Source organism: Brevibacillus reuszeri (assembly GCF_001187725.1).
Taxonomy (GTDB): Bacteria; Bacillota; Bacilli; order Brevibacillales; family Brevibacillaceae; genus Brevibacillus; species Brevibacillus reuszeri.
The window spans coordinates 856,011-870,485 of the sequence record NZ_LGIQ01000005.1 but is presented as its reverse complement, the minus strand read 5'-3'; the positions used below and the strand labels follow the sequence as shown (position 1 = coordinate 870,485).

Annotated in this window: 11 protein-coding genes; 1 reads left to right on the top strand and 10 read right to left on the bottom strand. The window is 48.8% G+C overall.

Annotated features, from left to right (window positions below; all coding sequences use genetic code 11):
* Window positions 1–5,260 precede the first annotated feature (5,260 nt).
* Window positions 5,261–5,647, top strand: coding sequence for a M67 family metallopeptidase (locus ADS79_RS07740; protein ID WP_269083451.1), 387 nt, complete (start codon window positions 5,261–5,263; stop codon window positions 5,645–5,647).
* 37 nt (window positions 5,648–5,684) lie between these two features.
* On the opposite strand, the gene ADS79_RS35575 is transcribed toward ADS79_RS07740, so the two are convergent.
* The 10 genes from ADS79_RS35575 to ADS79_RS07695 form a co-directional block, all read right to left on the bottom strand.
* Window positions 5,685–5,855 (bottom strand): hypothetical protein, encoded by a 171-nt coding sequence (locus ADS79_RS35575; protein WP_162839510.1) that lies wholly within the window; start codon window positions 5,853–5,855, stop codon window positions 5,685–5,687.
* 16 nt (window positions 5,856–5,871) lie between these two features.
* A complete protein-coding gene (locus ADS79_RS07735) occupies window positions 5,872–6,168 on the bottom strand; it encodes a ferredoxin family protein (protein ID WP_007726971.1) in 297 nt (98 codons plus the stop codon).
* Window positions 6,168–7,463 carry an FAD-dependent oxidoreductase gene (locus tag ADS79_RS07730; RefSeq protein ID WP_049737824.1) on the bottom strand — a complete coding sequence of 432 codons (1,296 nt, stop codon included), beginning with the start codon at window positions 7,461–7,463 and terminating at the stop codon, window positions 6,168–6,170. Before ADS79_RS07730 ends, ADS79_RS07735 begins: the two co-directional genes overlap by 1 nt.
* The gene (locus ADS79_RS07725; RefSeq protein WP_049737823.1) at window positions 7,456–8,478 is read right to left on the bottom strand and encodes an electron transfer flavoprotein subunit alpha/FixB family protein; all 1,023 of its coding nucleotides are present in this window, start codon (window positions 8,476–8,478) and stop codon (window positions 7,456–7,458) included. Before ADS79_RS07725 ends, ADS79_RS07730 begins: the two co-directional genes overlap by 8 nt.
* A complete protein-coding gene (locus ADS79_RS07720) occupies window positions 8,475–9,305 on the bottom strand; it encodes an electron transfer flavoprotein subunit beta/FixA family protein (RefSeq protein WP_049737822.1) in 831 nt (276 codons plus the stop codon). The genes ADS79_RS07725 and ADS79_RS07720 overlap by 4 nt, the downstream gene beginning before the upstream one ends.
* Before the next feature lie 204 nt (window positions 9,306–9,509).
* The gene (locus ADS79_RS07715) at window positions 9,510–10,643 is read right to left on the bottom strand and encodes a GerAB/ArcD/ProY family transporter (RefSeq protein WP_049737821.1); all 1,134 of its coding nucleotides are present in this window, start codon (window positions 10,641–10,643) and stop codon (window positions 9,510–9,512) included.
* 15 nt (window positions 10,644–10,658) lie between these two features.
* On the bottom strand, window positions 10,659–10,892 hold the full coding sequence (locus tag ADS79_RS07710) for a hypothetical protein (RefSeq protein WP_049737820.1): 234 nt from the start codon (window positions 10,890–10,892) through the stop codon (window positions 10,659–10,661).
* 6 nt (window positions 10,893–10,898) lie between these two features.
* The gene (locus ADS79_RS07705) at window positions 10,899–12,095 is read right to left on the bottom strand and encodes a Ger(x)C family spore germination protein (RefSeq protein WP_049737819.1); all 1,197 of its coding nucleotides are present in this window, start codon (window positions 12,093–12,095) and stop codon (window positions 10,899–10,901) included.
* A 39-nt stretch (window positions 12,096–12,134) separates the two neighbouring features.
* Window positions 12,135–13,724, bottom strand: coding sequence for a spore germination protein (locus ADS79_RS07700; RefSeq protein WP_409362427.1), 1,590 nt, complete (start codon window positions 13,722–13,724; stop codon window positions 12,135–12,137).
* Window positions 13,725–13,877: 153 nt separating this feature from the next.
* Window positions 13,878–14,435 carry a bifunctional transcriptional activator/DNA repair enzyme AdaA gene (locus ADS79_RS07695; RefSeq protein ID WP_049737818.1) on the bottom strand — a complete coding sequence of 186 codons (558 nt, stop codon included), beginning with the start codon at window positions 14,433–14,435 and terminating at the stop codon, window positions 13,878–13,880.
* Window positions 14,436–14,475 lie beyond the last annotated feature (40 nt).

Here is a 14,475-nt window from a genome sequence, read left to right as displayed (position 1 = left end):
TTAGGAAAGCCACTTCATAAGGAGGACAACACCGGTGCTAAAGAAAAGGACCTCCAACCCAACCAAAGGGAAAATAGTGAATGAAAAACTCCTTTTGCTTAAAAAGCAAGCCTATTACTACGAAGAAAAAGCTACTCAATTTAGTATCATGGCACAAGAGCTGACTGAACAATTGGAAGTGTACCGCTCAAGAGAAAAGGAGCAAGCCGAGCTGCTAGAAGAGTTGCAAGCAACTGTTTCTGAGCTCCGAAGCAAGGAAGACCAGTGGAAAGAAGCAGTAGACCGTACTTCAGCCGTGATCAGCGAATGGGAAACAAAGGTTGAGCATCAAAATAACCTGCTCGATCAACGGGAAAAAGCCATCGCTTCGTACAGAGAACGTGAAACCAAGTTGAAAGAGACCATAGAGGATTTAAAAGGCGATTTGAAAGAAGAAAAAAAATCGAGAAAGACCACAGAAGCATTGAGCGCGAAGCAGCAAGCCGAATACGTAAGCCAACAAGAACAACTCGAAACCAGCCTGCGACAAGTCATCGAGCATCTCGAACGCGATCGAGAGGAATATCGAAATCGGCTAAGTGAATCTGAACAAAGCCTCCAGCATAAGAATTCTGACCTCGAAGCACTTCGCCAGCAACTAAACGAATACGTACAAAAAGAAACACAATGGAAAGAAGCATACGCTGAGCTGCAGCTCCATCTGGAATCTATCCCAAACGCAGAAGAATATTGGAGCAAGCTTTTACAAGAGTCAATCCAGCAACTGGAGGACTCCAAGCAAAAGGAATCTGTTCTGATCCAGCTGGTAGCAGATCAAGAAGGGATCATTGCCGGGCTTCAGAACGCTCATGAAGCCAATAAAAACAATGAGGCTTTAATTGCAGAATTGCAGCAGAAGCTGGACGAAACTGATCAACAATTGGCTCAGGCGCATCAAGAGCTAGGATCTGCACAGCAAAAGGAAGCACAATATAACCAGGAACGAAGTCAGTTAGAGGAAGCGATTCAGCAATGGGCAGAGCACGAAGATGAATGGAAACAAGCATTAGAAGCCAGAAGCGTTGAGCTTGAAAATGTACGTACCATAGAACAAAGTCTTGCTGCACAGCTTGCCGAAGCAAACGAACGCTTGGAGCTCTCCATGGAAGTATGGAAGGAAACCCTTCAAGCTCGCGATCAAGAACTGGAGAATCTAAGAGCTACGGAGCAAAGCCTGACTGCTCAGCTTAGTATCGTGCATAGTTCAGAGCAAAGCCTTGCTGCACAGCTCGCCCAGGCAAATCAGAAGCTTTTCCTGGCTGAGCAGGATTGGAGTGCTGCCCTTTCTTCCCGTGAGAACGAGCTGGATGAACTTCGCACCACGGAGCAAAGCTTGACGGCTCAATTGGCAGAGGCAGCCGAGAAACTTGAGCTCGCTCAGCACGAATGGAAAATGACTCTCCTGTCTCGTGATCAGGAGCTGGAGAACCTGCACGATACAGCGCAAAGTCTGACAACTCAGTTAGGAGCGGCAACCGAGAAACTCGAGCTCGCTCAGCAGGAATGGGAGACTACCCTTCTGAATCGTGATCAGGAGCTGGAAAACTTGCGTCATACGGAGCAGCTTCTCGTTACTCAGCTGACAGACGCAACCGAAAAGCTCGAGCTCGCCAAGCGCGAATGGGAGGCTGCCCTTCATTCGCGTGACCAGGAGCTGGAAAGTTTGCGCGCTACAGAGCAAAGTCTGAATACTCAGTTGCATGAGGCAATCCAGAAGCTTGAGCTCGCACAGAACGATTGGGAGGCTACTCTTCACTCGCGCGACCAAGAGCTAGATGAACTTCGTGCTCTGGAGAATATACTCAAAACGCAGCTTGCTGAGGCGAATCAGAAGCACCAACTCGCTCAACAGGAGTGGGAGGCAGTGCTTTTGACTCATAACCAAGAGCTGGGAAGCTTGCGAAGCATCGAACAAGGGCTGTCTGCGCAGCTTGCTGAGGCTAACGAAAAGCTGCTGCACACCAAGCAGGAATGGGACGCTATACTTCTATCTCGCGACCAGGAACTGGAAAGCCTGCGCGATACGGCACAAAGCCTGGCTGCTCAGCTTGCCGAAGCAAACGAAAAGCTTCGTCTCGCTCAGCAAGATCGGGAGACGACTCTTCTCGCACGTGACCAGGAGCTCGAAAACCTATACGAGACTGAAGAAAAACTGTCTACACAGCTTGCTGAGGTTAACGAAAAGCTACTGCTCGCTCAGCAGAATTGGGATGCTATACTCCTGTCTCGTGACCAGGAGCTCAATATGCTGCGAGACACCGAAAGAGGCTTAAACACTCAGCTTGCAGAGTCAAACGAAAAGCTCGTACTCGCTGAACAGGTAATCGACAGCTTGCGCAGTACAGAGCAAAGCCTGGCTGCTCAGCTTGCCGAGTCAAACGAAAAGCTAGAGCTCGTTGATCAGGTAATCGAGAGCTTACGTAGCACAGAGCAAAGCCTGACTTCTCAGCTTGCCGCGTCAAATGAAAAGCTCGTACTCGCTGACCAAGAGCTCGATGGCTTGCGCACCACAGAGCAGAGCTTCACTGCGCAGCTTGCCGAATCAAATGAGAAGCTTGAGCTCGCTGATCAGGTAATCGAGAGCTTGCGTACCAATGAGCAAAGCCTCACTGCTCTGCTTACCGAGACTAGTGCAAAGCTTGACCTCGCTGACCATGAGCTCGAAAGCTTGCGCCAGACAGAGCAAAGCCTGACTTCTCAGCTTGCAGAAGCTACCGGAAAGTTCGAAATCTCTGACCAAGAGCTCGAGAGCTTACGCAGCACCGAGCAAAACCTGACTGCTCTGCTTGCGGAAACAACCGAAAAACTCGAGCTTGCTGACCAAGAACTTGATAGCTTGCGCAGCACCGAGCAAAACCTGACTGCTCTGCTTGCGGAAACAACCGAAAAGCTCGAATTCGCTGACCAAGAGCTCGAGAGCCTGCGCAATACCGAGCAAAGCCTGAATGCTCAGCTTGCGGAAACAACCGAAAAGCTCGAGCTTGCTGACCAAGAGCTTGAGGGCTTACGCAGCACCGAGCAAAACCTGAATGCTCAGCTTGCGGAAACAACCGAAAAGCTTGAGCTTGCTGACCAAGAACTTGATAGCTTGCGCAGCNGCAAAGCCTGACTGCTCTGCTTGCGGAAACAACCGAAAAGCTCGAATTCGCTGACCAAGAGCTCGAGAGCCGGCGCAGTACCGAGCAAAGCCTGACTGCTCTGCTTGCGGAAACAACCGAAAAGCTCGAATTCGCTGACCAAGAGCTCGAGAGCCTGCGCAATACCGAGCAAAGCCTGAATGCTCAGCTTACGGAAACTACCGAAAAGCTCGAGTTTGCTGACCAAGAACTGGATATTTCGCGCAGTACTGAGCAAAGTCTGACTGCTCAACTTGCCGATGCCACAGAAAAGCTCGAAATCGCTGACCAACAGCTAGAGAACTTGCGTAGTTCCGAGCAAAGTCTGACTGCTCAGCTTGCCGACACTATCGAAAAACTCGAATTCGCTGACCAACAGCTCGATAACTTGCGTGGTACAGAGCAAAGCCTGACTGCTCAGCTTGCCGATGCAACAGAAAAACTCGAAATCGCTGACCAACAGCTTGGTAACCTGCACAGTACCGAACAAAGTCTGACTGCTCAGCTTGCCGACACTATCGAAAAGCTTGAAACCGCTGACCATGAGCTTGAGAGCTTACGTAGTGCAGAGAAAAGCCTGCTTGCACAGCTTGTCGAGGCAAGCGAAGAGCTTAATAACTTGCGCAGTGCAGAGCAAAGCCTGACTGCACAACTTGCCGACACTACCGAAAAGCTCGAAACCGCTGACCATGAGCTCGAGAGCTTGCGTAATACAGAGCAAAGCCTGACTGCACAGCTTGCCGACACTACCGAAAAGCTCGAAATCGCTGACCATGAGCTCGAGAACTTACGTAGTGCAGAGCAAAGCCTGACTGCTCAGCTTGCCGAGGCAAACGAAGAGCTCAATAACTTGCGCAGTACCGAGCAAAGCCTGACTGCTCAGCTTGCCGACACTACTGAAAAGCTCAAAACCGCTGACCATGAGCTCATTAGTCTGCATAATACAGAGCAAAGCCTAACTACCCAGCTCGCCGAGGCAAATGAAAAGCTTGAAGTGGCCCAGCAGGAGTGGGAGGCTCAGCTACTCGCTCGCGATAACGAGTTGTATGCCGTACGCACATCCGAGCAATCTCTCGCCTCTCAGCTTGCCGATGCACAGGCGGACCACAACAACTCTCTGCAAGAATGGAAGGCTTCCCTGCTCGATCGCGAACAAGAACTAGAAGCTGTACGTTCCTCCTGGCAAAGCCTTGCGTCTCAGCTTGCCGAAACACAAGAGAAGCACGAGCTCGCTCAGCAGGAATGGAGGGCTGCTCTCCTCGCTCGCGACCAGAATCTGGATCGTCTGCGCACCCTGGAACAAGGCCTTCAAACACAGCTAACCGAAGCAAACCAGAACTCAAAAATCACCGAAGATCACTTGACAGATGCCAACCAAAAAATATCCGAGCTAGAGCAACAGCTCAAAACGCTCGAGGAGCAAAGCAAGACATCCTCACCAAAGGATGATAAATGGAATCAATTGCTTGAGGCAGCCAACAAGCAAAGCGAGCAATACCAGCGTCAGCTCAAAGAGAAGGAAAAAGAGCTCCAGCTAGTTTCCGAGCAGGAAATGGTATTGAAAAAGACTGTTGCCGGGCTAAAACAGATGGTTAAGGATTTTCAAGAAAAAGAGGAGAGTTACAGACAAGCTATTAAAAGCTACACGCAAAAGGAAGCACGCGCGAATAAAGCTCTCAGCCAATTCGCTGCACCTCCGAAAACATCCAGCAATGGTCCGATCACAACACCGATTAAAATGTCTCCGACTTCTCAAGTTCCATACCAGACACCTCCCTTTACACAGAACGGCAACACATTCAACCCGTTCAAATGACCGTGGGAATGTGCAAATGCCGTTCCACCAAGCTGAAATACTGAATAAAACATATTACAGTTCAGAAAGGGGAGAAAAACCATGACACCAGAGCAACTCCGTGCGCTATACAATCAGCGCCAGCAACGTCCCGTTCGGCCCATGCAAAATCCGATGGGCATGCCTGCTTCACCATTGCCAAAACAAAGCCCAGTAAACAACGTTAAACCGCTGACGCCACCCAAGACTAAAGGAGGCTGCTGCGGCAGGCGCTGGCAGGGCTAGTCAGTTTCATGAAAAACCATTCCTTATAGCTCGCCCCATATGGGAAGAAATGGTTAGACATTGTAACGAGGAGAGACCAAACGAAGCATGCGGATTACTCTCGGGAAGAAATGGGAGAGCTGAAACGATCTGGCGAATGGAAAATACGGAAAAAAGTCCGGTCGCTTTTGCCATGGATACGCGTCAGCTTCAAAAAGTATTGCAAAAAATGTCCTTAAAAGGTGAAGTATTGGTGGGGATCTATCACTCCCACCCTACTGCTCCACCGATCCCATCACGTGAGGATATTGCCTTTGCTTACTACCCAGAAGCAGCGTATCTGATCCTCTCCCTTTCCGCAAACAAGCCCGAGCTTTGTTGCTATCGCATTTTGCAGAAGCAGGCATTTCGTCTCCCTTTCAAGCTCATATAGGGCTCGTTATATAGCAGAAACCCAAAACAGCGGGAGATCATTCCCGCTGTTCTGTTTTTTCGCTCGATTCGGGACGCAGCCACTCTCTTACTTCCCAGCTTACAAAATCATCCTCCCACTTGATGTGGTACTTCTCTCCCTGTAATCCGATCACAATCCCTCTGGCTCCATCCTTCACATACACGACCATGTCCCCAATCTGAATCACATCGCATCGCATCCCTTTACCCGAGTCTAAAGATGATGCCATGACCGCCTTTCGGGTATACCCATTTAATATTCTCGTACGGACACCCGATTCGGCAGCTTCCGCATTCATGGCAGCCTTCGTAGCCTACATGCATCCGCACCTCTTCCCATTTGTATACTTCCGCCGGGCAAAAGATTGTGCATAACTTATCCGGGCATTGCGTTGCACAAACATCTGCGCTTAGCACATGCAAATGCGACTCTGTATCTGCTTTGAAGCGTACAAGATACTGCTTTTCTTCAATCGACTGGCCTTTTGGGAGATCCTGCATCACTTCATCACCCTCCACGCATTCATCAGATCGCGTGCCATTTTCCATTTATCCTTGGCTGAACCGAGGTCTTGCCAGATTTTTTTCTGCTTGCTCCACTTGGAGGTTCCATCAATCGTAAACATCTGACTCGCTGCCTTATTCATTAAAGGGATATACTGCTCAAAATATTGCGGGTACTTTTCAAAATGATGTGTTGCGTCCTTGTACTTTTTCAAATCTTGCCCAACAAAGCTATTCAGAAGATTCGTTCGATACGAATCCAGCATTTGCTCAGAGTAATCCCCTGCCTCTTTTGCTTTCATAATCGTTTCCGCAGCGAGCACTCCCGATGCCATAGCCATGTTCGAGCCTTCGCGATGTATGGCGTTAACGAGCTGTGCAGCGTCCCCAACGACAATGACTCCATTTCCAACAACCCTAGGCATGGAACGGTAGCCGCCCTCAGGTATAAGGTGAGCCAAATATTCCTGCTGCTCACACCCCTGAATATACGGACGGATCATCGGGTGGTTTTTGACATAATCCAAAAGCTCATATGGCTTGATCTTGTTTTTGATCAAGCCTGACAGCATCGTACCCACACCGATGTTCAGACTATCCTTGTTTGTGTATAGCCAGGCTGTCCCCAAAATGCCCTTGGTCGAATCACCGAATATCTCAATGGTACACCCATGGTCGCCCTCCAGACTAAACCGGTCCTCAATGATTTTCCGGTCAAGCTTGAGCACTTCCATAACGGCAAGCGCCACTTCGTCCGGGCGGAACTCCTTATGGAAGCCAAGTGACTTCGCGAGTAGCGAGTTAACCCCATCAGCCAAAACCACCACGTCCGCATAAAGATCCCCGTCTGGACGATCTGTCCGTATCCCGACCACTTTTCCATTTTCCTGGATGCATTCCAGTGCTACCGTTTCGTTGAGCAAAAGAGCACCTTGCTGTACGGCTTTATCCGCAAACCATTGGTCAAACTTCGCCCGCAGGACGGTGAAATTGTTATAGGGCTCTTGCGCCCACTCCAGCCCCTTGTAGCTGAAATTAATTGCGGACTCCTTGTCGAGCATCATGAAGCGTTGCTCAACAATCGGACGCTCTACAGGAGCCTCTTTGTAAAAGCCTGGAATAATGTCTTCTAACGTTTTACGGTACAAGACACCGCCCATTACATTTTTGGAGCCAGGGTATTCTCCTCTTTCCAGCAACAGGACATTTACGCCCGCTTTTGCCAATGTATAGGCACAGGCTGTACCTGCTGGACCCGCTCCGACCACGATCACGTCAAACTTCTCAGCCATATGACACCTCCTTGTCAGCCTCTACCTGGAATGCCTCCATCAACATCGGAATGATTTCAAAGGCATCGCCAACAATCCCGTAGTGGCATGACTGGAAAATGAGCGCATCCGGGTCCTTGTTGATGGCGATAATTAATCCCGAATTCCGCATGCCGACCAAATGCTGAATCGCTCCGGAAATACCGATGGCGAAGTAAACTTTTGGCGTGACGGTTACGCCTGTCTGACCTACCTGATGTTCATGCTCGATCCAGCCTGCCTCCACAGCATCCCTGCTCGCGCCAACCGTAGCTCCAATTTTTGCTGCAAAACGATGAATGAGTGAGAAGCCTTCCTTGCTTCCAAGTCCTTTTCCGCCTGCAATAATCACATCCGCTTCATCAAGGCGCACCTTTTCTTTTGTTTCACGGACGATTTTCAGCACCTTGGTACGAATGTCTTCTTCACTCAAGCTGATTTGCTCCTCGATGACTTCACCTGTACGCGACTGGTCAGGCTCAAGCGCTTTCATCACCTTTGGGCGGACAGTCGCCATCTGTGGCCGATGCTTTTTGCACAGAATCGTAGCCATAATATTTCCGCCAAAAGCTGGTCGACTTGCTTCAAGCAGTCCCGTCTCTGCGTTGACGTCGAGCATGGTCGTATCTGCGGTCAGCCCTGTTTCCAAATCGGTGGCGACTGCACTCGCCAAATCTTTTCCAGTGGATGTAGCGCCGTACAGAATAATCTCCGGCTTGTGCTTCAGGGCACATTCAATAACAGCACGCATATACGATTCAGTCCGGTAATCGTTAAAAATCCGGTTGTCGTAGACATAAATCTGATCGGCCCCATACGGAAAGATCGATTCGGCCAGTGGCAATACCCCTTCTCCAATCATTAGACCTGCGAGAGGAACACCACGCTTATCTGCCATTTGGCGTCCCGCACCCAAGAGCTCCAGAGAGACGGGTGCGATCTGTCCGTCGCGCACTTCAACATACACCCATATGCCCCGATACTCATCCAGATTCATGCTTGCCCCTCCTTCACCCGAAACAGTCCCCGTTTATCTTGCAAAATGTCCATGAGATGTGCCACCTGCTCGCTGGATGAGCCCTGTAGCATTTCGCCACCCTTAGGCTTTTCAGGAGGCCATACCTTCGCCACAATCGTCGGAGAGCCTTTTAATCCAAGCAGCGTTCGGTCAATATCCCCCAAATCGTTAACCGACCAGATGATCGGATTGTACCTGGCAGCTCGGAGCATATTGGGCAAGGGTGAATAAGGGACTTCATTAATTTCCTTTTCGACTGAAAACAGGCAGGGCAAGGCTGACTGGATGACCTCGTATCCATCCTCCAACTTGCGATGAACGATCGTGTAGCCTTGCTCTTTGTTTACTTCCACTACCTTTTTCACACAGGTAAGTGGGGGAATGTTCAGCCTTCTGGCGATACCAGGTCCTACCTGTCCTGTATCCCCGTCAATCGTCATCTTTCCGCAGATAACGAGATCCACTGGCTGTGTTTCCGCAATTTTCTTAATCGCCATGGTGATTGCGTAGCTGGTTGCCAGTGTATCGGCTCCTGCAAACGCTCGATCCGTGACCAGGTATCCTTCATCTGCTCCAATCTCCACACACTTCCGTATCGCCTTGACAGCAGGCGGAGGCCCCATCGTAACAACAGAGACGATGCCCCCGTAGCGCTCTTTGAGACGAACTGCCTCTTCAACGGCATGTGCATCATACGGATTGAGGATCGCAGGTGCGCTCGCACGATCCATCGTATTCGTTTTCGGGTTCATTTTGATGATCTTGGTGTCCGGCACCTGTTTGATACAAGCAACTATATGCAGCATGAATCATCCCCCTTTGCTGCCGGCGCGTAATTAGGCATTCCTAAAGATGCTGTTCAAAAAGGTTGTCTCTTTTTCACGCAATGGTTCAGGCAGCTTGTCGTTCATTGTTATAACGTATTGCAAAACGGTAGGGGTTAGACCAGTAAACAGGTATGTGCACAGACCAAATATCCCTGACTGGACAGGGCTCTCCGTTATTTTTGCTCACTTCTGCCCTCCGACATCTTGACTAGGAGGATCACCATCGCTCTCTTTCTTTCTAAGCGACTGGATTCCAAGCAACAGCAGAGGGAGGACCAGCCCATAAGTCGTGGCATAGGGAATCCACTCACGCTTATTGTATTCTTCTGAATGAACGACATTGGGATGCACAATCAAGGACAAGGCAAGCACGATTATTCCTAGTGGCAGCACCAAAAAGCGATAGTCTTTCAGATTCAAGGTTTGTGCCAGACCGATGACCGAAGCATAAAAATAGCAGCAAACCCTGAAAAAAATCGTAATAAACCACATGCCAGCCATGATGATCTCAATTCGCTGCAAAAAATTACCCACATTGATTTTCTTTGCGAGCGTGTAGCTGGGATACATTTGTCTTGCAGTCGTATCTGCCCCAAGCACGAGAATCGTCAACGCTATAATCATGATCAGTACAAACCCGCCAATCATGGTTCCAGAAAAAAAAGCTTTTTTGGCTTCCTTGTTTCGATTGACGCTTGCAGGAAAAATCATGAGCAGCACGACAGGAGCTAACGAAAAAACGCTGGCAAAAAAAATCGTTCCCTTCAGCAGGACCTTAAAATTGGTATCCAGAACGGGTTGGATATTTTCTATTTTGATTTGGGGGGAAAGAAAAATCACTAGGATGATAAAAAGGAGAACAAACAACGGAAACAGCACCTCCGCGGAACGGGCAAGCGTTTCAATTCCTAGGCGTATACCCATCATGACAATGCAAGCAAAGAGAATATGGACAGATTGAATCGGCGTCTCCGGCATAATTTGAGTGGTCATGAAATTTCCTACAAAAAAAAGCAGCTCTGCCGCAGTAACCAGATTGAAGAAAATAAAGGTGATCGAAATCGTCTTCCCGATCCATTTTCCAAAGACGAGCTCATTCATCTCGACCAGACTCTTCGTAGGAAACCGTCTGCCTAACGCAGTATAGATTCCGGTTATCAACAGTCCCAGTCCAACACCGAGCACAGCTGCAAGCCATGCATCTTGTTTGACAATACCTGCAAGACCAGCCGGAATAATCAAGATGGGGGTACCAATCGTAAATAGCGCTACTAAAATGCCGAATTGGCGAGCACTTATTTGTACTTCCGTCACCATGCTCCTGTCCCCCCTTTATTTCAACACATGATCGATATAGTCACTCACGGGCTTATATAATTGGATAATCCCATCGATCGGATTCGGCACCTTGACGTGCAAGCTATGAGCGATACTTATGCCTACTCCTAGCAACAGCAGAAACGAAAAGATCCACAGTTCCTTTTTCAGGTGACTTTTTAACAGAAGCGGTACTTCAAACAACGTGATGACAACTGCTGCGAGTACAATCCCAAATACTGACACCATACGGATTTACTCCTTCAATTTATTGACAAAGGACTCGCTTATTGTCCCGAGTCTTCTAATTTTGACATCCACATTCATTTTGAAGCGTACCTGGGAGAACTCCTTGTTCCAGTTCTTCTTGACCTTTTTCCAATAGACGGGATCTCTTCTATGGATGGCGTCACCAAACCCCAAGACATCGCTTTGCAGCTTTTTTGCTTTACTCACTGCAAGCTTTGCATTTTCTTTCATGACCTGCTCAACTTTTTTCTCTATCTCATAGATCGTTTTGGTTTTTGTGAGATCGATCTCACACTCCACATCTGCTATGTTTGCTTCTGTATGGACAGTGACCTCAACCTCAGGCTTTCCATTTTTCACCTGTCCTTTGACCTTTGACTTAGAACGGATTACTTCGACACCCATTCTTCCACCGCTAGGACAAGCAATTTCAATGACGGTGCTCTTCAATTTGTCTGTTAAATCGCTGTATCCTTTACTCTCATCCTCATTCAGCCAACCGACCAGCTTGTCTTTTCGAAACACAGCAATGCCGTCATACTGCAGGAATGAAGGAGCATCGATTTGCTCGATATTTTGCCTCCCTTTGCTTGCTTGCGGATCACCTTGAATTCGAATACCAGTCAAGACCGCATGCTTTCCTTCGCTTACGAGATCCGTGATCAGCTCATCCAATTGGACGGCAACTGTTGGAGCCCATGACTTCTCTGATACTTCCAGGGAAGTAAACATCTTGGTTGCTGGAATTTTTTCCAATGGGGTTAATACGTTTAAAACGTCTTTTGCTTTTGCGCCTTTGGAGACCACCATAAAAAAATCTGTACGGATTTCATGATCTCTGGAAAACAGGTCCAGGATTTTACCGATTCCTTCTCTGGCCACCTCTTCACTTAGAACGAATATCCGCAGATGGGCAAAATACAGCTTCCTAGGCGTGACTGTCGTCATTTTGCGGATCGCCTCAAACACCGTGTCCCCCTTCGCATGGTACATGGTAACGGGGGCACGGCCACTCGATGCTCTTTGTGCAGCTACCTCCCCAGGATCAACCACTTGAACGGACACCTGCACTTTATTCTCAACTCTGTCTATGCCAATTGCAGCCACGATAGCCAGATCGTTTAATTCCCGGCGACTCCAGCAGCCTGTGGTGAACAGCAAGCAAACGAGAAATATGAGAAACAGGATCGCTGGACGCCTCACGATTTGTCCCCCTTTTATGAATGCGCAGCTTTTGCTTCTTTACACTCTTGACTTTGGTTTTTGTGTCGGCTGAATATGCCCACGCCTCACGTTATTCTGGTTGATCAAACGGGGACGCGAAAACATCAACCACTGGGGCAATCTGAAAATGGCATCCTTCTGATCTTTTAGGATCAGTGGTGCAAATGGGCTCATGTACGGAATCCCAAATGAGCGTAGGCTGCACATATGTAGAACCAGCGCAATGACCCCAACGATAATCCCAAATACCCCAAACGTAGCTGCCAGAATAATAAAGGGAAAACGCAGCATACGGATTGAGTTGGCCAGACTGTACGCTGGAAATACAAAGCTGGCAATAGCGGTCGTTGATACTACTATGACCATCGCAGCCGATATGATCCCTGCTGCCACTGCCGCTTGTCCGATCACGAGTGTTCCCACGATAGAAACAGCAGGTCCAATCGTTCGTGGCATACGCAGTCCGGCCTCTCGAAGGATTTCAAAAGCCACCTCCATCATGACAGCTTCTATAAAGGCCGGGAATGGAATTCCTTCGCGTTGTGCAGCCAAGCTGATGAGCAGCTGAGTCGGCAGCATTTCCTGATGAAACGTCGTGATGGCTACATACATCGACGGTCCAAACAAAGCGATGAGAAAGCCGACATAGCGCAGAATCCGAATCAGACTGCTGACATCTGCACGATGATAGTAATCCTCCGCCGCATGCAAAAAGGATACAAATAATGCGGGAACAACGAGCACAAACGGTGTTCCATCTACGAGAATCGCTACTTTCCCTTCCAAGAGCTCAGCTGCGATCACGTCGGGCCGTTCTGTATTGTAGACCGTCGGAAAAGGCGACAGCGTACTGTCCTGAATAAATTCTTCCACATAACCGCTCTCTAAAATGCCGTCAATGTCGATCCGGTCAAGACGCGCCCGAACCTCCTCCACCACTTTTTCGTTTACGATGCCTTTCACGTACATGACTGCCACGTCTGTTTTTGTCACACGCCCAATTTGCCTTGTTTCCAGCCACAAATTCGGATCCTTGATTTTGCGCCGAATCAGCGCCGTATTCGTTCGTAAGGTTTCCGAAAATGCTTCGCGTGGCCCACGAATGACCGACTCTGCTGAGGGCTCGTTCACACCGCGGTCTTTCCAGCCTTGTGTGCTGGCAGTAAACCCCCTCTCATAGCCATCGATCAAAATGATAGCCTCACCAGATAAAAGTGCATTGTACAAAGCTGCAAAGTTATCGATTTCACCGTGATCACCAATCGAGAGTGCATATTCCTTCAGGGTATGAAAAATATCGTGATAAGCGTCATGTTGTCGCTGTTCCTCCCGGATAAACTGGCTATCGAGAGTGACTGCCTTCATGGTGAACCCGGTAATGACATTCCGATCCACTAAACCATCTGTATACATGATCCCCATCACTCGGTCGTTATCCCGGCCAAAACGGATTTCTCGAATGATAATATCGGTGCTATTCCCCAGATCGTCTTTGATCTTTTGAATATTAGCCATAAGACTCGGGGAAAGCGGCTGCATCTCGTCCAAGCTTGTGGGCTCACTGCTGTTGACATGCGAAGCACGTTTCCAAAAGTCCTTAAATTTCATGTCAATCTCCCTCGACTCTACGTTGCTATTCTAGTATTTCAGTATTGTCTTCGGGAGAGGCATTTAGTCAAAAAACGCTCTTGGTGTGACCGTTTTCTCCAAAGAAAAAGGGTGATTGAGTTTTGCAACCCAACCACCCGGAACCAATTTCTTTTATTTCAGCTCTCTCATCATTTGCGTGCGATACTGCGTAGGCGTCTGTCCTGTTACCTTGTGAAATACTTGCGCAAAATAGGCACTCGTACGGAAACCTACCTGCATGGCGATATCTGTGACACTGCCCGTTGTTTCACTTAATAGCTCTTTGGCAGCTTCCACTCTCTTTTGACTTAAATATTGCGTAGGTGAACAAAGCTTCAGTTTCGTAAACGAGCGCTGCAAGTAATAAGGGCTCACAAACAGACGTGAGGCGATCTCCTGTAAGGTTAGCGGCTCCTGATAACAAGCATCGATCAATTGCTCCACACGACTCGCCAGCTCTTCATCCGCCGGTCGCCAGTGCTGTACATGCGGCTGGCATCGTTTGCAAGGACGCAGTCCAATCTTCTCTGGCTCCACTGTATTGGCAAAGATGCGAATGTTCTCCTTTTTGGGCACTCTGGATTTGCAGGATGGACGGCAAAAAATGCCCGTCGTTAGCACTCCGTACCAAAATTGTCCGTCGTATGCATGATCGCACTCGACGATTGCCTGCCAGTATTCTTCGTTCATTGGCCATCCTCCCTCTCGCGTTTTCTTCCCCCAGTATACC

Excerpts from the sequence above, each read along its gene's own strand:
- ADS79_RS07735 (WP_007726971.1), bottom strand. The coding sequence starts at position 6,168 with ATGCAGGATCTCCCAAAAGGCCAGTCGATTGAAGAAAAGCAGTATCTT.
- ADS79_RS07730 (WP_049737824.1), bottom strand. The coding sequence starts at position 7,463 with ATGGCTGAGAAGTTTGACGTGATCGTGGTCGGAGCGGGTCCAGCAGGT.
- ADS79_RS07725 (WP_049737823.1), bottom strand. The coding sequence starts at position 8,478 with ATGAATCTGGATGAGTATCGGGGCATATGGGTGTATGTTGAAGTGCGC.
- ADS79_RS07720 (WP_049737822.1), bottom strand. The coding sequence starts at position 9,305 with ATGCTGCATATAGTTGCTTGTATCAAACAGGTGCCGGACACCAAGATC.
- ADS79_RS07715 (WP_049737821.1), bottom strand. The coding sequence starts at position 10,643 with ATGGTGACGGAAGTACAAATAAGTGCTCGCCAATTCGGCATTTTAGTA.
- ADS79_RS07710 (WP_049737820.1), bottom strand. The coding sequence starts at position 10,892 with ATGGTGTCAGTATTTGGGATTGTACTCGCAGCAGTTGTCATCACGTTG.
- ADS79_RS07700 (WP_409362427.1), bottom strand. The coding sequence starts at position 13,724 with ATGAAATTTAAGGACTTTTGGAAACGTGCTTCGCATGTCAACAGCAGT.
- ADS79_RS07695 (WP_049737818.1), bottom strand. The coding sequence starts at position 14,435 with ATGAACGAAGAATACTGGCAGGCAATCGTCGAGTGCGATCATGCATAC.